The organism is Bradyrhizobium sp. (genome assembly GCF_016219575.1).
Taxonomy (GTDB): Bacteria; Pseudomonadota; Alphaproteobacteria; order Rhizobiales; family Xanthobacteraceae; genus Bradyrhizobium.
The window spans coordinates 296400-317473 of record NZ_JACRMG010000009.1 but is presented as its reverse complement, the minus strand read 5'-3'; the positions used below and the strand labels follow the sequence as shown (position 1 = coordinate 317473).

Below are 21074 nucleotides of genomic sequence, written 5' to 3'. Positions count from 1 at the left end.
ATGAATATTCGGAGATGCAAGCGGCAATGCGGCCCTTTTCGGAACAACTGGACCTGCCGGGCGTGACCCCGTCGCGGCAGAAGCGCAGCCGCGAGACCACGGGCGCGTTGCTGGCGGCCGGCGCGGAGATGCTGCGCAGGCGCAGCCTTGCCGAGTTGTCGATCGAGGCGCTCTGCGCCGAGGTCGGCGCCACCGTCGGCGCGTTCTACAGCCGCTTCGAGAGCAAGGAGGCCTATTTCAACGCGCTGATGGCGCTCGCCGCACGCGACGGCGAACGCCGGATAGCGCAGATGGCGGCCGACACAACCGGACGGGACGCGGATCTCGCTGCACGCTGCCGCCAGCTGGTCGGCGGCGTGATCGGCTGGATGCGGGCGCATGAGGGCGTGCTGCGCGCAGCGCTGCAGCATGACGACAACAGGCCCGACAAGTGGACGGCGTTCAAGCAGCTCGCCCGCGCCAACACCGAACGCGCCACCCCTCTTCTGCTGCCCGCCATGGGCAAGGGCCGCCGCGCCGCCAAGACCCGCGCGATTGCCTTCGGCTTCCAGGTCGTGCTGGGCACGCTGGTCAACGCCATCCTCAACAATCCCGGCCCGCTGTCGCTGCACGACAAGGAGCTGGAAGTGCGGCTCGGCGGTTTGTTGCGGCAATTGCTGGAAGCGGAGATGGGTTAGGTGTCATTCCGGGGCGTGCGAAGCACGAACCCAAAATCTCGAGATTCCGGGCTCGGTCCTTCGGACCGCCCCGGAATGACGGGGGTCTATAACTCCGCATACACCTCCAGCAAATTTCCGTCGGGATCGCGGAAGAACACCGTGCGGTGGCCGAAGGGCTGATCGGTCGGCGGCGACAGCAGGGCGACGCCCTTGCGCACGAGTTCGTCGGCGCAGGCATCGACTTGCGGCGGCGACACCTTGAAAGCAAGCTGCAGCGCTGCGCTGCCATTCGGCACCGGCGCATCCCTGGCGGTGCGGGTCGGCCGCGCCAGCGTGTTGCTGCCGATCCCGTATTCGAACCAGCCGGTGAACTCGCGCAGCAAGGGAAAGCCGAGAACATCTTCGTAGAAGCGGCGCATCGCCGTCATGTCGCGCACGAAGATCACGGTGTAGTCGATTGATTGAATGGCCTGAAACGGCGAACGCGGATGGGGTTCGTTCACGATTGCCTCGAATTTCGAAGAGAGGGGTCGGCGAGCATAACCCGCCGATGCAGCATATGCGTGGCGATCCGAAGCGCCCCTTCCCGGACCGCCGAACCGCAAAAATGCCCGCGCTTCCGCGCTTGCCAAGGGCGGGATCAAGCGAGTAGAACGCTGCCACCAGCGGGCAGTGATTTGTCCTGTTCCCGCCGCATGCGATTTACCCGGATAGCGAAATAAGCTATTGATTTAACGGGATAATCCATTGGGGAATGGTGTAACGGTAGCACAACAGACTCTGACTCTGTTTGTCTTGGTTCGAATCCAGGTTCCCCAGCCAGCATCGCCCGCGACCCGCGAGTTTTGCAATTCCCATCCCAGCTTCGCGCCGGGGTGGCCTGCGCTCTTCGCGTCCGCCGAGCTTCCCGGCTAACGTATCCAACTTGCCGGGAGGAATGGACAGATGAAGCCAGAGTTGTGGCGTTGGTCGGCGACGGAGCTCGCGCGTGCGATCGCGTCGGGAGATATTTCCAGCCGGGAAGCCGTGCAGTCCACGCTCGATCGCATCGCGCAGGTCAATCCGGCGCTGAACGCGATCGTGCAGGTGCTCGCCGAGGAGGCCCTCGCCGCCGCCGACGTGGCCGACGCTGCGGTGAGGGCCGGATACAGGCTCGGGCCGCTGCATGGCGTGCCCGTCACGACCAAGGTGAATGTCGATCAGCGCGCCTGCGCCACCACCAACGGCGTCGTCGAATTCCGCAATGTGATCGCGACCGAGGACAGTCCCGTGGTCGCGAATTTGCGCAAGGCGGGCGCCGTCATCGTCGGCCGCACCAATACGCCCGCCTTCTCGCACCGCTGGTTCACCGACAACGATCTGCATGGCGCTACACATAATCCCTGGAACAAGGGCCTGACGCCGGGCGGCTCGAGCGGCGGCGCGGCCTCCGCGGTTGCGGCCGGCATGGGCGCCATCGGGCACGGCAATGATTTCGGCGGCTCCATCCGCTATCCCGCCTATGCCTGCGGCGTTGCCGGCCTGCGCCCCACCCCGGGCCGGATTCCCGCTTTCAATCCGTCCGCAACGGCCGATCGCCCGATCACCGCGCAGCTGATGTCCGTGCAGGGGCCGCTGGCGCGCTCGGTTGCGGACGTGCGGCTGGCGCTTGCCGCGATGGCGCAGCCGGACATGCGCGACGGCACCTGGATGCCCGTTCCGCTGCAAGGGCCGGAGTTCAACCGACCGATCGGCGTTGCGATTGCGCCCTCGCCTTTCGGCGACGAGGCACCGGAAGTGATCGCAGCCGTGGAGGCCGCCGGCCGATGGCTCGCCGAAGCCGGCTTTGCCGTCGAGGAAGTTGAGCCGCCGCGACTGGCCGAAGCCGCCGATGTCTGGCATCGCCTCGTCATCAACGAAGAGCGCCGCGCGCTGGCGCCGCTGATCCGCAAGTTCGGCGATGCCAGGAGCCGCTACAATCTCGACTGCCACATCGCCTACGCCCCCGAGCTCGACGGCGATCAAGTGCTGGCCTGCTTCGAGCAGCGGCTCGGCATCATCCGGGCCTGGCAATTGTTCCAGGAGCGGTATCCGGTCATCATCCTGCCGGTGTCGGCGCAACTGCCGTTCCGCTTCGGGCAGGATCAGGAAGACGATGCCGTGGTGCGCGCGCTGATCGACGCCCAGCGTTCGCTGCTGGCCATCCCCGCGCTCGGCTTTCCCTCCCTCGCGGTGCCGACCGGAATTGCCGGCGGCAAGCCGGTCGGCGTCCAGGTGGTCGCCGGCCGCTTCCGCGAGGATGTGTGCCTTGCCGCCGGCGAAGCCATAGAGGCGCGCGCGTCCACCTTCACGCCGATCGACCCGCGCTGAGTCCTCAGCCCCGCGCCGCCCCTATCGCCTCCCACACCCGCGACGGCGTCGCGGGCATGTCGAGATGCGTCACGCCGAGCGGCGCCAGCGCGTTCATCACGGCGTTCATGACGGTGGCGGGTGAGGCGATGGCGCCGGCCTGGCCGCTGCCTTTGACGCCGAGGCGGTTGGCGCGGCTGGGAAAGTCTTGCGTCAGGTCGCCCTCGAAGGCGGGAATGTCGTCGGCGCGCGGCAGCGCGTAGTCCATCAGCGAGCCGGAGAGAACCTGGCCGGTCTCCGCTTCGTAACGCGCCTCTTCGAACAGCGCCTGGCCGATGCCCTGCACCACGCCGCCATGCACCTGGCTTAGGGTGAGCCGGGGATCAAGGAGGCGGCCGAAGTCGTCGAAGATGACGTAGCGGTCGAGCCTCACCTCGCCCGTCTCCGGGTCGATCTCCACTTCGGCGACATGGCAGCCGTTGGGAAAGGTGTACTGGTCGCAGATATGCGTCGCCTTGTGCGCGAGGCCCGGCGCGACGTCGTCCTCCGGCGCTTCCCGGGAGATGAGCGCCACCTCCTCCAGGCTGATCTCCTGTCCGGTGGCGGCGACCCTGAGCATGCCCGCCTCGTAGGCGACAGCCTCGGCACTCGTTTGCAGCAAACGCGCGGCAAGCCGCCGCGCATTGTCGATCAGGCCTTCGGCCGCCATCAGCACCGCCGTGCCGCCCTGGTGCATGGAGCGCGCGCCGCCGTGCCCGCCGCCGCTGTCGAGATCGTCGGTGTCGCCCTGCCGGAAAACGAACAGCTCGATCGGCAGACCGAGCGCATCGGCCGCGATCTGCGCGTAGGTCGTCTCATGGCCCTGGCCGTTGGAGTGCGTGCCGACCTTGATGTCGATGTGGCCCTCTTCGGTCACCTGCAGCTCGGCCACCTCGTTGGGCTGGCCGCGCGCGGTTTCGAGAAAGCAGGCATAGCCGATGCCGCGCAGCCTGCCCCGCTGGCGCGATTCCCGCTGGCGCGCCTTCAAGCCGTCGGCCGCCCTGATCGCGAGGTCGATGGCATGGCCAAAACTGCCCTGCTCGATCGAGAGCCCCATGGCGGAGCGATGCGGAAAGCGGCGGACGATATTTTTTCGCCGCAGTCTTAGCGCATCCATGCCGAGCTGCGCGGCCGCCATGTCGATGCACCGCTCGATCAGATAGTTCGCCTCGGGCTTGCCGGCGCCGCGATAGGCGTCGACCGGGGTCGTGTTGGTGAAGACGCCGCTGGTCTGGAACGCAATCAAGGGAATGTCGTAGACGCCGCCCATCGCGCTGCCCATGGCCATGGTCGGCACCACAGGCGCCACGGTCGAGACATAGGCGCCCATATCGGCGAGCACATGCGCTTCGAGCGCGAGAAACTTGCCGTCCTTGTCCAGCGCAAGGCGGGCGCGAACGAGGCTGTCGCGGCCGTGCACGGAGCCTGTGAACTCTTCGTTACGCTCTCCTATCCACTGCACCGGGCGCTTCAGGCGCCGCGCCGCCCACAGCACCAGCACCCATTCCGGATAGAGCACGTTCTTCATCCCGAAACCGCCACCGACATCGGGAATGCTGACGCGCAGCTGTTCGCGAGGGATGCGGAAGACGGAAGCCGCAAGCAGGTCGCGGATCCCGTGGGCACCGGCCGCTGACGCCGTCAGGTGCAGGCGGCCGCTCGCGGCATCGTATTCGCCGAGCGCACCGCGCGTCTCCAGCGAAGCCGCCACCACGCGGTTGTTCACCAGCTCGCATTCCACGACATGGGCGGCGCCGCGGATCGCCGCCTCGACCTGTGCCATCTCGCCGCGATCGTAGACGAAGGCGATGTTGCCGGCAGCCTCCGGCCAGATCGCCGGACTTTGCGGCCGAACGGCATCGGCGATTGCAACAACCGGCGTCAATGCTTCGTAGTCGACAACAACGGCCTCGGCCGCATCGCGCGCGGCCTCCGCGCTTTCCGCGACCACGAACGCAACGGGCTCGCCGACATAGCGGACGGCATCCCGCGCCAGCGCATGGCAAGGCGGCACGACCAGCGGCTTTGCCATGGCGATGTTGCTTACCCCGCATGGCAGCGGTCCGATATTGTCAGCGGCGAGATCGACGCCGGTGTAGACGGCCGCCACGCCCGGCATCCTGCGCGCCGCATCCGCATCGACACCCTTGATGCGCGCATGCGCATGCGTCGAGCGGACCACGATGCCATGCAGCGCATTCCGCGCGGGCAGGTCGGCGACATAGCGCCCGCGTCCCCGCACGAAGCGCTCGTCCTCGAGGCGGTTGATGCTGCGGCCCAGCAATTTCCCGGTCATACCAGATGTATGGAGCGGGAATCCTGCAAAGGCAACGCCTGCATGGCAGCGCCGGAGCGCCTCGCATCAGCCGGACTTGCGGCGTGCCTTGTCCGCCCTTTGGTCAGGCATTTCTTGCGGCCACACCCTTTGGTCCACCACGTACTGGATATCCTCCGGCTTCACCGGCTTACCGCGCTCGTCGACCAGCGCGACCCTCAATTTCTGGCCGTTCGCGCGCGACCGCAGGCCGAAATGCGGCTCGCCCTCGCCAAGCCACCGGTCGCCCCATTCGGTCATGGCGAAGAACGGCAGGCCGAGCTGGCGGCCCATTTTCGTCAGCGGATATTCGACGCGGGAACGCTGCCCCTCCTCGCGATACTCGCGCTTCTCCATGATGCCGGCATCGACGAGGCCCGCCAGGCGCGCGCTCAGCACGCTGCGCGGCACATCGAGCTCGGCCTGGAAGTCGTCGAAGCGGCGCACGCCATACATCGCCGAGCGCAGGATCAACAGCATCCAGCGGTCGCCGATCAGCTCGAAGCTGCGCGCCAGGTTGCAGTCGCTGGGTTTGACCGGCGAGCGGCGGATTACGGGGGCTTCCGTCATGGCATCCATCTTCTGAGTTGCTTTTCTGGATTTAGCCTGTATAAGCCTGAGTTCATAATATGGACTTAAATGAGACCAACGCAATGGCCGATACAGGCGCCGCTTCCGGGCGCAGCATGAACATCGACGACCCGCTGGAGGATTTCGCGCGCCGCGACATCCGCCTCAACGAAGCCACCAAGCGCGTCTATATCGCGGGCAAAGGGCCGCAGTGATCGTGATGACGGAGATGCCGGGCATCAGCCCGCATGTCGCACGCTTTGCCCGCTGGGTGCGCGATGCCGGTTTCACCGTCTACATGCCCTCGCTGTTCGGCCGCGACGGCGCGGTGCCCGACGCCGAAGAAGGCGCTGCGGTGTTCCAGCGCGCCTGCATGAGCGCGGAATTCCGCGCCATGGCGGCAAACCAGTCGAGCCCGGTGACGCAATGGCTGCGCGCGCTGGCGCGGCTGGCCCACGATGAATGCGGCGGCCCCGGTGTCGGTGCCATCGGCATGTGCTTTACCGGCAATTTTGCGCTCACCATGATGCTGGAGCCCGCCATGCTGGCGCCGGTGCTGTCGCAGCCGTCGCTGCCGTTGCGCGAGCCGGCCGGCCTCGAGATCGCGCCGGAAGAGCTCGCCGCGGTGCGCGAACGGCTCGACCGCGAGGACCTCACAGTGCTCGCCTACCGTTTCAAGGGCGACAAGATCTGCCGCGCCGAACGCTTTGCCGCCTATGTCGCGGCGCTCGGCAACCGCTTCGTCGGACGCGAGCTGCCGGACGAGGCTGCCAATAGCGACGTCTCGCCGTTCTTCGCCCGCCACGTCCCCTACCCGCACAGCGTCGTCACCCAGCATCTGATCGACCGGGCCGGCCAACCGACAACAGCCGCGCGCGACGAGATTCTGGCGTTCTTCAGGACGCGGCTGGCGAGCTAGGTTCGGAGGCTACCGCGCATTGCCCGGTGCATGCAGGTGCCACAATTCGGCGCGCCAGTGCGCGACGATCGCGAGCGTCATCGCGATCCCCGTCGCGGCATAGATCGTGCCCGTGGCGGCAAAGCCGATCTCCTCGATCAGGCTGCCGGCGGCGAGCAGCCCGAGCGGCAGGCCGTAGATCACCATCATGCGCACGCCCATCACGCGGCCGCGCAAATGCTCGCCGGCGGCGCGCATCAGGATGACCGCGACCGAGATCATGGAGAGGCTCTGGCAGAAGCCCGTCAGCAGCAGCCAGAGGATCGCCGTCGGTACGGTCTGCATCTGCACGAATACCAATAGCGCCGAGTACCAGGCCACGGTCGAGGCCACCATCAGCCGCGCCGCGCGGACGCCGCCGATCATGCTGAGCGCGAGCGAGCCGGCCAGCGAGCCGATCGCAAAGCTCGCCGATAGATAGCCGAGCCCGGTCTGGTTGGTGCCGTAAATGGTCTTGGCGATGTAGGGCAGCAACCCGTTCGAGAGCGGATAGGCGGTCAGATTGACGAGGAAAGCGACCCACATCGCCGCCTGCATCCGCGGCGTGGTCCAAATGTAGGCCACGCCCTCCTTCAGGTCGCGCAGCGGCGAGACCCGCAGCACGTCGCCGGCCGCATCCGTCACCGGATGCGGCTTGCGCGGCGCAACCACGCACAGCGTGAGCACAGTGGCCGAAATATAGAGACAGACGATCACGGCATAGGCCACGCCCATGCCGAGCGCCGCGAACAGTCCGGCGCCGGTGAGCGCGCCCGCAATGCGCGCGGTGTCCATGGTGGTGCGAGAGACGCTGATTGCGCCTATCAGCAGATCGTGCGGCATGATGGTCGCCACCAGCGCGCCGCGCACGCCGAGGTCGGACGGCCTGACCAGGCCCATCAGGATCGCAATGATGAATACATAGAGCGGGCTCAAGGTGCCCGTCAGCACCAGCGTCATCAGCGTCGCCGCCAGCACCGCATAGGTCGCGCGCATCATGGCCAGCAGGTCGCGATGCCCAATGCGGTCGCCCACCACCCCGAACATCGGTGCGATAAGCGTGCCGACAAAGCCGAACGAGGCGTACAAAGTCAGCAGCAGCACGGAACCGGTCTCGACCAGCACGTACCAGCCGAGGATGATCTGCTCCATCTCGAACGCCCACGACGTGAGCAGATCGGCCGGCCACTGAAATCGGTAATTCCGGATGCGGAAGGGCGCAAGCGCGGAAGGGCGCGCAGTCTCGCTCAAAGCTCGATGCCGCGGATCATCGCGTTCCACCCTGCCCGGTTTCTTGTTGGCCGGGAACTTGTCCCCGGCGGCGAAATCATTTTGTGAAAAACTAGGCCGCCGGTCGGAGGAGTGTCAATGACGCCGGCATGCGCTGCGCGCGGGTGCAGATGTGGCAGCGTATGGACTCAGGCCGCAGAGGCCGCCTTGTCGCGCGCATCAGGCATCAGCCGCGCGATTTCGACGGCAGAGACCGGCGGGCTGAACAGATAGCCCTGCATCTCGGTGCAGCCGAGTTCGCGCAGCAGCTCGCGCTGCCATTCCTGCTCCACGCCTTCCGCCGTCGTCGTCATGTTGCTGGCCTTGGCGATGTTGACCACGGCCTGGATGATCGCCGAGGACGCGCCCTCGTCGCCGATATGCTTGACGAAGGAACGGTCGATCTTGATCTTGTCGAAGGGGAAGCGGTGCAGATAGCTCAGCGAGGAATAGCCGGTACCGAAATCGTCGAGCGCTATCCTGACGCCCAGCGCGCGCAATTGATGCAGCGTGGCGAGCGCTGCCTCGTCGTCGCGCATCAGCACGGCTTCGGTGATCTCGAGCTCGAGCCGCGACGGCGCAATGCCGGCAGCCGCAAGAGCCGCGGCGACGCTCAGCGCCAGCGTCGGGTTGCGGAACTGCACCGGCGAGACGTTGACGGCGATGCGGACATGCTGCGGCCAGTTCGCCGCTTCCCGGCAGGCGGTCTCCAGCACGAACTGGCCGAGCTCGTTGATCAAGCCGGTATCTTCAGCCACGGGGATGAAGTCCGAGGGCGCAATCGTGCCGCGCTGCGAATGCCGCCAGCGCAGCAGCGCCTCCGCTCCCCTGACCCGGTTGTCGCCGAGATCGACCACCGGCTGGTAATAGACCTCGAAGCCGCCGTCGGCGATGGCCTGGCGCAATTCCGATTCCAGCGTGCGCCGCGCCTTGGCGCGCGCATCCATGCCCGGTTCGAAGAAACGCCAGGTGCGACGGCCGTCGCCCTTGGCGCCGTACAGCGCGAGGTCCGCATTCTTCAGGAGCTGGTCGAGATGGCGGCCGTCGCCCGGCGCCACCGCGATGCCGATGCTGGCGTCCGTGGTGATCAGGTGTCCGGCGCATTCGAGGGGTTCACGGATCGCCTCGTAAATGGCCTCCACGAGCCGTTCGGCATCCGCCGCATCCTGCACTGCATGCTGGATGATCGCGAATTCGTCGCCGCCAAGCCGGGCGGCGATGTCGGCCTCGCCGAGGCAGCCGCGCAGGCGCCTGGCGACGCCCTTCAACAGCTCGTCGCCGACGGGATGGCCGAGCGCGTCGTTGACGCTCTTGAACTCGTCGATGTCGATATAGAGCACGGCGAGTTGCGCACCGGGCTTCATATCCTTCAGCGCCTGCTCCAGCTGCTCGCGGAACAGCACGCGGTTCGGCAGATCGGTGAGCGCGTCGTAATGAGCAAGATGGGCGATCTTCTCCTCCGCGCGCTTGCGCGGGGTGATGTCCTCGATTGTCGCGACCCAGCCGCCCGACGGAAGCGGCTTGTTGACGATCTCGATGGCGCGGCCACCCGGAGCCTCGGTGATCTGGCGCGTCGCCTTGCCAAGCCTGACGTTGCGGATGATGGCGCTGCAGAACGCATCGACGTCGCCGTCGAACGAGCCGGTCTCCTGGCGGTGCGCAATCAGCCGCTGCATGGTGCAGCCCTGCTTCGCAATGTCCTGCGACAGGCCGAACATGTCGAGGTAGGGCTGGTTGCAGACGACGATCCGGGCTGATGCATCGTACAGCACCAGGCCCTGCGGGATATTGTCGACCGCGGTGCGGAGCTGGCGCCGTTCGGCGGCGAGCGTGCGGTGAAACCCCTGATGGCGCTTGAGAAGCAGCCCGACCGTCACGGCCAGGATGGCGACGGCGGCAAGCAGAACGCATTCGCGCAGGCTCATGGTGGTAACCGCCATGCCGGCGGCAATGCTCGCGGCAAGCACGGCGCAACCGAGCCCGAGCCATTTCAGCATCGCCTTGCCTTCGGCCGGATCGACGCCGTCCACAGGCGCCGACGACTCGCTGCGCAGCAATCGACCGAAGCTGTGTTTGCCGAACCTGCTCATGCCTGCCCCTGATCCTCGCATCGTTGCCCGATACAAGTGGAAGTGGCGTTAGGACTTGTGGTTAGCCGCGGGTTAAAGGTTTCGGGCCAGTTAACATCGCGCATGCGCGACGCCAAAAGTTCCAGCGCCTTTTGTCGCACGACAGCGGCGGTCATGGTGAACAAGTCGTTAAGATCAGCGACCCGGCTCGATCGATGCGGATAGAACGGCGTTTTTCGCTGATCCGTCCAGCAAATGCGCAGGGCATTAACCTAGATATCGCCTGGAAGCGCCAACCCGCCGATGTGAGCGACCGGGAATCCGGCCGGCTTAACAGTTTGTCCAGCCCGCACCCGGATAATGGCGAGGACACCATTCTGGAAGTATCGGAACAATTGCTGTGACATCATTTGGACGTGTGATCTCCGTGCGCGGTTCGCTGGCCCGGGTGGGGCTGTTGGCGACCAGCCACATGCCCATGTCGGAAATGCGCGCCACCGTCGGCCGCTTCATCTCGATCCGCTGCGCCAATTCGACCATCGTCGCCATGATCACCGACGTGACGACCGAGGACGTGCCGACCTCGGACAGTTACATCGCCAGCGCCGGCGTCGACCTGCTCGGCGAAATCCTTTCCGGCGACCGCCCGAAATTCCAGCGCGGCGTCACCAACTATCCGACCATCGGCGACACCGTCGACCTCATCAGCGCCCAGGAGCTGCGCACCGTCTACGCGCCGAGCGGCCAGGACCAGATCAATGTCGGCACGCTGCAGCAGGACCGCTCGGTCGTCGCCTATGTCGACGTCGAGGAAATGCTGTCCAAGCACTTCGCCATCCTGGGTTCGACCGGCGTCGGCAAATCGACCGGCGTCTCGCTGCTGCTCAACGAAATCCTGAAAGCGCGGCCGAACCTGCGCCTGTTCCTGCTCGACGTGCACAACGAATACGGCCGCTGCTTCGGTGAGAAGGCGCTGGTGCTCAACCCGCGCAACCTGAAACTGCCGTTCTGGCTGTTCAATTTCGAGGAAATCGTCGACGTGCTGTTCGCCGGCCGTCCCGGCGTGCCCGAAGAGCTCGACATCCTTGCCGAAGTGATCCCGCTGGCAAAGGGCATCTACACCACCTACCAGAACGCCGACCGCATCGGCCTCAAGCGCATCGACCCCAAGCAGATCGGCTACACCGTCGACACGCCGGTGCCGTACCGGCTGCAGGACCTGGTCTCGCTGATCGACGAGCGCATGGGCAAGCTGGAAAACCGCTCCTCCCGCATCATCTACCACAAGCTCATCTCGCGCATCGACACCGTCAAGAACGATCCGCGCTACGCCTTCATGTTCGACAACGCGAACGTCGGCGGCGACACCATGGCCGAGGTCATCAGTCACCTGTTCCGCCTGCCGGCCAACGGCCGGCCGATGACGGTGATGCAGCTCGCCGGTTTCCCGGCTGAAGTGGTCGACAGCGTGGTGTCCGTGCTGTGCCGCATGGCGTTCGACTTCGGCCTGTGGAGCGACGGCGTCTCGCCGCTGCTGTTCATCTGCGAGGAAGCGCACCGCTATGCCTCGGCCGACCGCAATATCGGTTTCGGCCCGACCCGCAAGGCGATCTCGCGCATCGCCAAGGAAGGCCGAAAATACGGCGTCTATCTCGGCCTCGTGACGCAGCGTCCTGCCGAGCTCGATGCCACCATCATCTCCCAGTGCAACACGCTGTTCTCGATGCGCCTTGCCAACGACCGCGACCAGGCGCTGCTGCGCTCGGCGGTGTCGGACGCGGCGGCTAACCTGTTGTCCTTCGTGCCGTCGCTCGGCACCCGCGAAGTGCTGGCCTTCGGCGAAGGCGTGGCGCTGCCGACCCGTCTGCGCTTCAAGGAAGTGCCGCCGCATCAACTGCCGCGCAGCGAGGCGACGATCCGCACCGTGCCGTCGGTCTCCGCCGGCCACGACATGCACTTCGTCGGGGCCGTGCTGGAGCGCTGGCGCGGCGCCACCTCGCAGCGCGAGGTCGCCAACGATCCGACTTTCGGACCGGCGACGCGGCCGCTCGAACCGCGGGCACCCGAGCCGCGCTATGAACCGCCGCCCGCGCCCGCGCCGCGCACGGTGGAAGCCCCGATGCTGCAGCCCTCGCTGGGCCTCGATCCCGACCGCTTCTCGCTGCTGAAGAAGCCGCTGCGCTAAACCTTGCGCCGCCAGCGCGTTCGATTAAGGTCCCGGCAAAACCAGCCGGGACCTTTTTCATGACGCAACCGACTTTCATGACGCAACCGACCACGAACCGTTTTCCGACGCCGTCCCTCGACAAGCTTCCGGAGGACATCCGCACGCGCATCCTGGGGGTGCAGGAAAAATCCGGCTTCGTGCCCAACGTGTTCCTGTCGCTCGCATATCGGCCCGACGAGTTCCGCGCCTTTTTCGCCTATCACGACGCGCTGATGGAAAAGGACGGCGGGCTGACCAAGGCCGAGCGCGAGATGATCGTGGTGGCGACCTCGGCCGCGAACCAGTGCCAGTACTGCGTGATCGCGCATGGCGCGATCCTGCGCATTCGCGCCAAGAATCCGCAAATTGCCGACCAGATCGCGGTCAATTACCGCAAGGCCGATATCACGCCGCGGCAACGCGCCATGCTGGATTTCGCCATGAAGGTGAGCCGCTCGGCGGAAGAGGTCTCCGAGAACGATTTTGCCGCACTTGCCGCCCACGGCTTCTCCAATGACGACGTCTGGGACATCGCGGCGATCTCGGCCTTCTTCGCCCTGTCGAACCGTATGGCCAACGTCACCGCGATGCGGCCGAACGACGAGTTTTACCTGATGGGCCGGCTGCCCAAGGGGGCATAGACAGGGACGCACCGCCCGAGCAGGGGATAACGGCTCTGCCGATCAGCCGTCCGACGCCGGCCCGCACCAGCCGGGCAGATAGATCGCGTCGTGGCTCTTGGCCAGCGCCAGGCCCTTTTTGATCGCCTTGGCAAAATTGTCTTCCACCGTCCGGCGCGGCAACTTGCGGCGCAGGAAATCTGCCCACAGGAATTCGCTGAACGGCGTCGTGTCCTTGGCAAAGCCGCCGGCGCGGCGCAGTTCACCGGCAAGGCTGCGGAACGGATCGTCCTTCATATCGGCGATCGACTTCGGAATGTCCTTGAAGTGGCGGCGTTCGCCCTTTGAGTCATACGGATATACCCAGCGCTTGTTGTCCATCACGCCCCAGAAGGCATCGCGATCGACCATCGAGAGATTGCCGATGACGGTGACGAGAATGTCCTCCACACCCTCGTCGTGCAGTGCGCGGGCCAGATGGTGATGGTCGACCACGTAGTAGCGTTCGTCAGGACCGAGCACGACCGGGATCATGTGCTTGCCGAGTAGCTCGGCACGCTTCTTGTCCGATCTGTGTTCGCGCCAGCGCTTGCGCTTCTCCTTCACCTCGCGCATCCCCACCGTCATCTGGGTCGGATGCAATGACAGGATCGGGATGGGCTGGACAAAGGGTTCGCGGACATTTGCCATGAGCAAAACTCCCCCTCGGCGACGGCATTGCGGGCTCCGGAGGTTCCACTATGCCATGGCGACCGAGGCGGCAAAATGCCCGTAGCGCCTGACGGGATGCTTCAAGACGGGGCATGATCATCTTGAGGGCACGTCAACATTCACTGTGACGCTCTCGCCGCCCGTGCTAGAAAAGCGCCGGGAGATGTCTTCGGACCGACAGCAGTGAAAACCCAGCGGCCCATCAGCTCGGATGACGACCACCGCGTCGTCAGGTTCCGGCCGCGTACCTCGGCACAGCCGCCCGGCCGCGCGCCGCAGAACGTGCCGCAGGAAGCGAACGACCTGTCGCGCTACGAGCGCGGGCCGGAGGAGCCGGACGATTTCCGCCACCGCATGCTGGCCAATCTCGCGGCTTTTGCCTTCACGGTCGCACTGACGGCGATCGGCATCTGGCTGGCGCTGAGCATCGCCGAATTGCGCAAGAACCAGGACTGCGTGCTGATGGGGCGCCGCGACTGCGCCCAGATTTCCTCGGTCCCGCGCGGCTGATTTTCCGCCCACGGCAGAGGCGGCCAAGGCCGGGAAATGCGACCGATTCCGGTCTGGCGGGGCCGGCCAAGCTCCATTGAACTAAGGCGCACGCTCCGTTATACGGGCACTCGACTCCGGATCAGGGAAAGCGGGCACTCCGGGGCGACGGGCTCTTGCGTCCCCCAACATCACCGGAATTTTCCCCAGTATATCAAAGGCTTAATGATGTCATCAACATTCGATCAGATCGCCAACATTATCGCTGAGACCTGCGACATTCCGCGCGACACGATCAAGCCGGAGAGCCATGCCATCGACGACCTCGGAATCGATAGCCTGGACTTCCTCGACATCGCCTTTGCCATCGACAAGGCGTTCGGAATCAAGATGCCGCTCGAAAAGTGGACCCAGGAAGTCAACGACGGCAAGGCCACCACCGAACAGTATTTCGTGCTCAAGAACCTCGCCGACCGCATCGACGAACTGGTCGCGGCCAAGAACGCGGGCGGCGGCGCCGCCACCTGAAGCGCAGGCCATGAATCTTGACTATTTCCAGCTGATCGATCGCATCGTCGACCTCAACCTCGAGGCCGGGACCATCACGGTCGAAGCCCAGGTTCCCGAGAAGCACACCATCTTCGAGGGGCACTTCCCGGGCTTTCCGATCATGCCCGGCGTGCTGCTGACCGAAGCGATGGCGCAGAGCTGCGGCTGGCTGATCCTCGGCGTGCTGAAGTTCGAACGCATGCCGTTCCTCGCCATCGTGAAGGAAGCCAAGATGCGCGGTTTCGTCAGCCCCGGCCAGTTGCTGACCATCGAAGCCAAGCTCGAGCACGAGGGCTCCGGCTTCGCCGTTGCAAAGGCCAAGGGCCGCATCGGCAAGGATCTGAAATGCAGCGCTGAAATAACCTTCGGCCTTGCCCCCTTCCCCGATCCCGTCTTTCGCACGCACATGGATGCGATGGCCAACAAGATCGGCTTCCCGCTGCAGGCGGTCGCGCAATGAGCCAGGCCAAGGACGTTTGGATCACCGGCATCGGCATCCTGTCGTCGCTGGGCGAAGGGCTGGATGCGCATTGGGAGGCGCTGAACGCCGGGCGAGTCAATGTCGACGAGACGCGTTTTGCGCCCTACATCGTGCACCCGCTGGCGCCGGTCTCCTTTGACGCGCAGATCCCGAAAAAGGGCGACCAGCGCCAGATGGAGACGTGGCAGCGCATCGGCGTCTATGCCGCGGGGCTTGCGCTCGATTCTGCCGGCGTCAAGGGAAAGCCGGAATTCCTCTCGCGGATGGACATGATCGTCGCGGCCGGCGGCGGCGAGCGCGACGTTGCGGTCGATCTCGCGATCCTCAATGCGGACGCCAAGGGCAATTCGGCGCCGGGCTTCCTCAACGAGAAGCTGATGAACGATCTGCGTCCGACGCTGTTCCTGGCGCAGCTCTCCAACCTGCTCGCCGGCAACATCGCGATCGTCCACGGCGTCTGCGGCACCTCGCGCACCTTCATGGGCGAGGAAGCCGCATCCATCGACGCCGCCCGCATCGCGCTCGCCCGCATCGAGAGCGGCGAGAGCGACATCGCGCTGGTCGGCGCTGCCCACAATGGCGAGCGGCCGGAACTCCTGATCCTCTACGAACTGGCCGATTTCAACCTGAAGGGCAAATATGCGCCGCTGTGGTCGCGCGACAAGACGCATGGCGGATTTGCGCTCGGCTCGGCCAGCGTGTTTCTGGTGCTGGAATCGCGCGAGCATGCCGAGGCGCGCGGCGCAAAACCCTATGCTCGGCTGAGCAAGGTGGTTTCCGACCTCGCGCCGCGCAAGCAGGCCGGTGCGATCACGAACTCCCTGGAACGGCTGTGGTCGAAACTCGGAATCGGCGATACGGGCAGCCTCATCACCGGTGCGACCGGCGCCGAACCGGCGACCTCGGAAGAAAAGGCCTTTCTGCAGAAGCACCCCGGCTACGCCGTGCGTTCCACTGGGACGGTCTTCGGCCATATGCTGGAAACCCAGTTTCCGCTCGGGCTGGCGCTGGCGGCACTGTCGATCTCCCGCGGCGCGCTGTTTCCGCCCAACGATCCCACCGGTTTCGAGGTTGAAAAGGCGGGTGCGCCTAACCAGATTGTGGTCGAGGGTGCCGGCCACTGGCAGGGCGAGGGCCTCGCTCTGGTCGAGGCGGTCAAGTAATCATTGCGTCCGATTTCGCTTTGCGGATCGTACGCCAGACGTTGACGGGGGACTTCATGTCAGCACCACGCGATAAACTGGGTCGGCCGATCGTCGTCGTCACCGGCATGGGCGTCGTCACCTCGCTCGGCGCGGGCAAGAAGGACAATTGGGACAGGCTCACCGCGGGCGAGTCCGGCATCCGCACCGTGACGCGGTTTCCGATCGACGGCCTGAAGACCACGATGGCCGGCACGGTCGATTTCGTCACCGCGGACTCCTCCGCCGCCCTCACCGAGCGCATCGCCCATATCGCGACGGAAGAAGCCCTCGCCCAGGCCGGCATCGGCGCCAAGGGAGATTTCCCCGGCCCGCTGTTCCTGGCGGTGGCTCCGGTCGAGGTGGAATGGCCGCAGCGCTTCGAAGTCGCCCGCGCCGTCGGCCAGCAGGATTTCGGCTACCCCGAGATCCTGCGCGTCGCCGGCGGCGGCAGGTACGCCTACCTCCACCATCGCTTCATGTTCGGTTCGATCGCCAGGAACCTCGCCGAGACCTACGGCACCAAGGGTTCGCCGATCTCGCTTTCCACGGCATGCGCTTCCGGCGCGACCGCGATCCAGCTCGGCGTCGAGGCGATCCGGCGCGGCGAAACCGATGCGGCGCTCTGCGTCGCCACCGACGCTTCCGTCAATCCGGAATCCATGGTGCGCTTCTCGCTGCTGTCGGCGCTGTCGACCCAGAACAATCCGCCACAGGCGGCCTCGAAGCCCTTCTCCAAGAACCGCGACGGTTTCGTGATGGCCGAAGGCGCCGGCACGCTGGTGCTGGAGAGCTACGATGCGGCGGTCGCCCGCGGCGCCAAAATCCTCGGCGTCGTCGCCGGCTGCGGCGAGCTGACCGATTCCTTTCACCGCACCCGCTCCTCTCCGGACGGCAAGCCGGCGATCGGCTGCGTGCTCAAGACGCTGGCGGATGCCGGCATGGCGCCTGAGCAGATCGATCACATCAATGCGCACGGCACCTCCACGCCGGAAAACGACAAGATGGAATATTCGGCGACCAATGCCGTGTTCGGCGAGCACACATCGAAGATTCCGGTGACGTCGAACAAGTCTGCGGTCGGCCACACCATTTCGGCCGCAGGCGCGGTCGAAGCCATCTTCTCGCTGCTTACCCTGGAGCATCAGCGCATCCCGCCGACCATCAACTACGAGAACCCGGATCCGGCGATACCGTTCGACGTAGTCGGCAACAAGGCGCGCGATGCCCGCGTCACCGCTGTCATGTCCAACTCGTTTGGCTTTGGCGGGCAGAATGCGTCGCTGATCCTGACGCGGGAACCGGCTTGAGCAATCCCGCCGTTTCCGCGCGATGAACCGCCTGCTCCTGCTCCGTATCAAGGCGCGCCTGCGCGACGCCCTCAAGCCGCTGTCCGAGGCCGCGGTCGGCGGCCTCACGATCGCGCTTCTGCGCACCACGCGGCGGTTCGATCCGGACAAGACCGCCGACTTCTTCGGACGCGCCGCGCTGTTCATCGGCCGCCGTCTGCGCGAGGATCGCATCGGCCGCGAAAACCTGAAGGCCGCCTTCCCCGAGAAATCGCCGGATGAGATCGAGAAGATTCTTGCCGGCGTCTGGGACAATCTCGGCCGCGTCGGCGCCGAGTTCGCCCATCTCGACCACATCTGGGACTACGACGCCGCCCACCCGGAGAAACCCAGCCGCATCGAATTCAGCCCGCGATCCAAGGAGCTGTTCGACATGCTGCGCGACGACGGCAAGCCCGCGATCTTCTTTGCCAGCCATATCGGCAATTGGGAGCTGCCGGCGCTCGGCGCCGTCGCGCACGGCCTCGATGCCGCCATCCTTTTCCGCCGGCCCAACAGCGAGGCCGCCGACCGCGCCATCGAGCGCACACGCAGGGTCAAGATGGGTACGCTGATTCCAGCCGGCCCCGATGCCCCCTTCAAGCTCGGGCAGGCGCTGCAGAGCGGCCAGCACGTCGCCATGCTGGTCGACCAGTGGTTCAGCAAGGGCGTCGACGTCACCTTCTTCGGCCGCAAGACCAAGGCCAATCCGACGCTGGCGCGTCTGGTGCGCCAGGTCGAATGCCCGATCCACGGCGTGCGCATCATCCGCCTGCCCGACCACCGTTTCCGCGCCGAATTGTCCGAAGAGGTCAAGCCGGTACGCGACGCCTCCGGTCAGATCGACATCCAGGGCACCATGCAGGCCGTCACCGACGTGATCGAGGGCTGGGTGCGCGAATATCCGGACCAGTGGCTGTGGCTGCACCGCAGGTGGCGGTAGAGCTCTGTTGACCTCATGGTGAGGAGCGCGGCGACACTGCGCGTCCCGAACCATGAAGCCTTGACATGGCCATCCCTTAAGACGGCGCTTCGCGCCTCCGCGGGATGAGGAGCCTCACCGTCCTGTCTTCACCTTCGTCCACAAGCGGTTGATGATCCGCTGCGTGGCGGCATCGTGCGAGTTGATGACGAACAGCTTTTGCAGCGTCGCCTCGTCGGGATAGATATTCTTGTCGTTGAGTATCTTCGGATCGATCAGCTTCTGGCTCGCGAGATTGCCGTTGGCATACGACAGAAAGTCGGAATTCTTCGCCGCCACCTCCGGCCGGTAGAGATAGTTGATCAGCTCGTGGGCCTCGGCGACATTTTTCGCATCCGCCGGGATCGCGAAATTGTCGAAGAACATTTGCGCGCCCTCTTTCGGGATGGTGTAGCCGATTTCGATGCCGTTTTTGGCCTCAGTCGCGCGGCTGCGTGCCTGCATCACGTCGCCGGACCAGCCGACCACGAAGCAGATTTCGCCCGACGCCAGTGCTCCCAGATATTCCGACGAATGGAACTTGCGCACGTAAGGCCGGACCTTGCTGACGAGCTCGGCGGCCTTCTCCAGATCGGCTTGCTTGGTCGAGTTTGGATCGATGCCGAGATAGCTCGCAGCTGCCGGCAGGATGTCATCGGCGGAATCCAGCATGTGGATGCCGCACTCTTTGAATTTCGCCAGGTTCTCCGGCTTGAACACGAAGTCCCAGCTGTCGATTCTCACGCCGGGCCCGAGGATTTTCTCGGCCATCTTGACGTTGTAGCCGATGCCGGTGGTGCCCCACATGTAGTTGGCACCATATTTGTTGCCGGGATCGTAGGCGGCGAGCTGCTTTGTCACAAACGGCCAGGTATTGGCGAGATTCGGCAGCTTCGACTTGTCGAGCGGCGAAAACACCTTGGCCATGATCTGGCGCTGCAGGAAATAGCCGGTGGGCACGACGACATCGTAGCCGGACTTGCCCGCGAGCAGCCGCGTCTCCAGCGTCTCGTTGGCGTCGAAGGTGTCGTAGACCACCTTGATGCCGGTCTCCTTGGTGAAGTCCTCCAGGACGCCAGGCGCCATGTAGTTCGACCAGTTGTAGAAGTTGACCGTGCGCTCCTGCGCGGCGGCGGGCGCGAGCGACAGCATCATCGCGGCTGCAGCGGCAAGACCGGTCTTCATCATCTTGATCCCCTCCGCCGGTGCACCGCATCGGCCAAGCGCTCCAATGCCGTATCGATCGTGGCATCTCTCTTGGAGAAACAGAAGCGCACCACCGAGGTCACCGGATCCTGTTCGTAGAAGGCCGACACCGGGATCGCCGCCACCTTGTAGTCGTTGACGATGCGCCGGCAGAACGCCTCGTCGGTTTCGTTCAATCCGAGCGGCGAAAGATCGACGGTGAGGAAGTAGGTGCCCTGCGATTTCAGCACGGGAAAGCCGATGCTCTCCAGCCCTTTTGTCAGCCGGTCCCTGCTCCGCGCCAGATCCTTGCGCATGTCGTAGAAATACTGATCCGGCTTGGTAAGGCCATAGGCCACCGCTGCCTGAAGATTAGGCGCCGTGGTGAAGGTCAGGAACTGGTGAACCTTGGACGCCACACGCAAGAGCGGCGGCGCGGCGCAGACGAAGCCGACCTTCCATCCCGTTAGCGAGAAAATCTTGCCGGCGCTGCCGACCTTGATGGTGCGGTCGCGCATGCCCGGGATCGTGATCAGCGGTATATGCTCGCGGCCGTCGAACACGACGTGCTCCCACACCTCGTCGCAAATCGCGATCGAGTCGAATTCCTGGCAGAATCGCGCCAGCAATTCGAGATCCTCGCGCGGGTAGACAACGGCCGCCGGATTGAGCGGGTTGTTGAACAGCACCGCCTTGGTCTTCGGATTGAAGGCGCTGCGCAGCATCTCCTCGGTCAAACGCCAATGCGGCGGTTCGAGACGCAGCAGGCGTGGGATGCCGCCGGCCTGGCGGATGATCGGCAGGTAGGAATCGTAGACCGGCTGGAAGCAGATCACCTCGTCGCCGGGCTCGACCACGGCGAGGATCGATGACGTCAGCGCTTCGGTGCCGCCCGAGGTTACCATCACCTCGGTCATGGGATCGAGCTTCAGACGGTGCCAGTGCCCATAATGCGATGCGATCGCCTGCCGCAGCTCCGGGATACCCATCATCGAAGGGTACTGGTTATAGCCGTTCACCGAGGCATCGGCCGCCGCCTTGCGGATGTCCTCAGGCCCGGGATCGTCCGGAAAGCCCTGGCCGAGATTGATGGCGTTGTTGTCGCGCGCGAGCTGCGACATCGCCTCGAAAATGGTGACGGGAAGGTCGCCAAAGACCTTGTTCAGGGTGGGCATCGA

The 21074-nt window shown here is 65.2% G+C and carries 20 protein-coding genes, 1 tRNA gene and 1 pseudogene; 14 read left to right on the top strand and 8 right to left on the bottom strand.

Features of this window, described 5'->3' with window-relative positions:
• The first annotated feature begins 26 nt into the window (after nucleotides 1-26).
• Nucleotides 27-677, top strand: coding sequence for a TetR/AcrR family transcriptional regulator (locus HZB49_RS06540; RefSeq protein WP_291609689.1), 651 nt, complete (start codon nucleotides 27-29; stop codon nucleotides 675-677).
• 86 nt (nucleotides 678-763) lie between these two features.
• Here HZB49_RS06540 and HZB49_RS06535 read toward each other — a convergent pair whose 3' ends face one another.
• The gene (locus HZB49_RS06535; protein ID WP_291611115.1) at nucleotides 764-1165 is read right to left on the bottom strand and encodes a VOC family protein; all 402 of its coding nucleotides are present in this window, start codon (nucleotides 1163-1165) and stop codon (nucleotides 764-766) included.
• A 242-nt stretch (nucleotides 1166-1407) separates the two neighbouring features.
• Between HZB49_RS06535 and HZB49_RS06530 the strand changes: the two genes are divergently transcribed.
• Nucleotides 1408-1481: transfer RNA gene (locus tag HZB49_RS06530), tRNA-Gln, on the top strand.
• Between the two features lie 123 nt (nucleotides 1482-1604).
• Entirely contained in the window at nucleotides 1605-3008 is a 1404-nt protein-coding gene (locus tag HZB49_RS06525) for an amidase family protein (protein WP_291609688.1), read from the top strand.
• Nucleotides 3009-3012: 4 nt separating this feature from the next.
• Here the strand turns inward: HZB49_RS06525 and HZB49_RS06520 are convergent, their stop codons facing one another.
• Together HZB49_RS06520 and HZB49_RS06515 are read right to left on the bottom strand one after the other, a co-directional pair.
• Nucleotides 3013-5322 carry a xanthine dehydrogenase family protein molybdopterin-binding subunit gene (locus tag HZB49_RS06520; protein ID WP_291609687.1) on the bottom strand — a complete coding sequence of 770 codons (2310 nt, stop codon included), beginning with the start codon at nucleotides 5320-5322 and terminating at the stop codon, nucleotides 3013-3015.
• A gap of 66 nt (nucleotides 5323-5388) precedes the next feature.
• Nucleotides 5389-5910 (bottom strand): helix-turn-helix domain-containing protein, encoded by a 522-nt coding sequence (locus HZB49_RS06515; protein ID WP_291609686.1) that lies wholly within the window; start codon nucleotides 5908-5910, stop codon nucleotides 5389-5391.
• 83 nt (nucleotides 5911-5993) lie between these two features.
• On the opposite strand from HZB49_RS06515, the gene HZB49_RS06510 reads away from it, so the two are divergent.
• Nucleotides 5994-6125: a hypothetical protein gene (locus tag HZB49_RS06510; protein ID WP_291609685.1), complete on the top strand. Its 132-nt coding sequence runs from the start codon at nucleotides 5994-5996 to the stop codon at nucleotides 6123-6125.
• 5 nt (nucleotides 6126-6130) lie between these two features.
• Entirely contained in the window at nucleotides 6131-6829 is a 699-nt protein-coding gene (locus tag HZB49_RS06505) for a dienelactone hydrolase family protein (RefSeq protein WP_291609684.1), read from the top strand.
• A gap of 9 nt (nucleotides 6830-6838) precedes the next feature.
• Here the strand turns inward: HZB49_RS06505 and HZB49_RS06500 are convergent, their stop codons facing one another.
• Nucleotides 6839-8098, bottom strand: coding sequence for an MFS transporter (locus HZB49_RS06500; protein WP_291609683.1), 1260 nt, complete (start codon nucleotides 8096-8098; stop codon nucleotides 6839-6841).
• Nucleotides 8099-8265: 167 nt separating this feature from the next.
• A pseudogene (locus HZB49_RS06495) lies at nucleotides 8266-10005 on the bottom strand (EAL domain-containing protein); the annotation flags it as partial.
• Nucleotides 10006-10337: 332 nt separating this feature from the next.
• Between HZB49_RS06495 and HZB49_RS06490 the strand changes: the two are divergent.
• The 3 genes from HZB49_RS06490 to HZB49_RS06480 all read left to right on the top strand — a co-directional run bounded on the left by HZB49_RS06490 (nucleotide 10338) and on the right by HZB49_RS06480 (nucleotide 13032).
• Nucleotides 10338-10589: a hypothetical protein gene (locus HZB49_RS06490; protein ID WP_291609682.1), complete on the top strand. Its 252-nt coding sequence runs from the start codon at nucleotides 10338-10340 to the stop codon at nucleotides 10587-10589.
• Nucleotides 10586-12370 carry a DUF87 domain-containing protein gene (locus HZB49_RS06485; protein ID WP_291609681.1) on the top strand — a complete coding sequence of 595 codons (1785 nt, stop codon included), beginning with the start codon at nucleotides 10586-10588 and terminating at the stop codon, nucleotides 12368-12370. The genes HZB49_RS06490 and HZB49_RS06485 overlap by 4 nt, the downstream gene beginning before the upstream one ends.
• Nucleotides 12371-12447: 77 nt before the next feature.
• On the top strand, nucleotides 12448-13032 hold the full coding sequence (locus HZB49_RS06480; RefSeq protein WP_291611113.1) for a peroxidase-related enzyme: 585 nt from the start codon (nucleotides 12448-12450) through the stop codon (nucleotides 13030-13032).
• 42 nt (nucleotides 13033-13074) lie between these two features.
• Here the strand turns inward: HZB49_RS06480 and HZB49_RS06475 are convergent, their stop codons facing one another.
• Nucleotides 13075-13701 carry a ParB-like protein gene (locus HZB49_RS06475; protein ID WP_291609680.1) on the bottom strand — a complete coding sequence of 209 codons (627 nt, stop codon included), beginning with the start codon at nucleotides 13699-13701 and terminating at the stop codon, nucleotides 13075-13077.
• A 204-nt stretch (nucleotides 13702-13905) separates the two neighbouring features.
• Here HZB49_RS06475 and HZB49_RS06470 point away from each other — a divergent pair, with 204 nt between their 5' ends.
• The 6 genes from HZB49_RS06470 (at nucleotide 13906) to HZB49_RS06445 (ending at nucleotide 18693) form a co-directional block, all read left to right on the top strand.
• Nucleotides 13906-14232, top strand: a complete 327-nt coding sequence (locus HZB49_RS06470; RefSeq protein ID WP_291609679.1) for a hypothetical protein — start codon at nucleotides 13906-13908, stop codon at nucleotides 14230-14232.
• Between the two features lie 207 nt (nucleotides 14233-14439).
• Nucleotides 14440-14739, top strand: a complete 300-nt coding sequence (locus HZB49_RS06465) for an acyl carrier protein (RefSeq protein ID WP_291611112.1) — start codon at nucleotides 14440-14442, stop codon at nucleotides 14737-14739.
• 10 nt (nucleotides 14740-14749) lie between these two features.
• A complete protein-coding gene (locus tag HZB49_RS06460) occupies nucleotides 14750-15220 on the top strand; it encodes a 3-hydroxyacyl-ACP dehydratase FabZ family protein (RefSeq protein WP_291609678.1) in 471 nt (156 codons plus the stop codon).
• On the top strand, nucleotides 15217-16404 hold the full coding sequence (locus tag HZB49_RS06455; protein ID WP_291609677.1) for a beta-ketoacyl-ACP synthase: 1188 nt from the start codon (nucleotides 15217-15219) through the stop codon (nucleotides 16402-16404). The genes HZB49_RS06460 and HZB49_RS06455 overlap by 4 nt, the downstream gene beginning before the upstream one ends.
• Nucleotides 16405-16460: 56 nt before the next feature.
• Complete coding sequence (locus HZB49_RS06450; RefSeq protein ID WP_291609676.1) at nucleotides 16461-17732, top strand: beta-ketoacyl-ACP synthase; 1272 nt, start codon at nucleotides 16461-16463, stop codon at nucleotides 17730-17732.
• Between the two features lie 22 nt (nucleotides 17733-17754).
• Nucleotides 17755-18693, top strand: coding sequence for a lipid A biosynthesis lauroyl acyltransferase (locus HZB49_RS06445; protein WP_291609675.1), 939 nt, complete (start codon nucleotides 17755-17757; stop codon nucleotides 18691-18693).
• 114 nt (nucleotides 18694-18807) lie between these two features.
• Here the strand turns inward: HZB49_RS06445 and HZB49_RS06440 are convergent, their stop codons facing one another.
• Both HZB49_RS06440 and HZB49_RS06435 read right to left on the bottom strand, forming a co-directional pair.
• Nucleotides 18808-19899 carry a polyamine ABC transporter substrate-binding protein gene (locus HZB49_RS06440; RefSeq protein ID WP_291609674.1) on the bottom strand — a complete coding sequence of 364 codons (1092 nt, stop codon included), beginning with the start codon at nucleotides 19897-19899 and terminating at the stop codon, nucleotides 18808-18810.
• On the bottom strand, nucleotides 19896-21071 hold the full coding sequence (locus HZB49_RS06435) for an aminotransferase (RefSeq protein ID WP_291609673.1): 1176 nt from the start codon (nucleotides 21069-21071) through the stop codon (nucleotides 19896-19898). The genes HZB49_RS06440 and HZB49_RS06435 overlap by 4 nt, the downstream gene beginning before the upstream one ends.
• Nucleotides 21072-21074 lie beyond the last annotated feature (3 nt).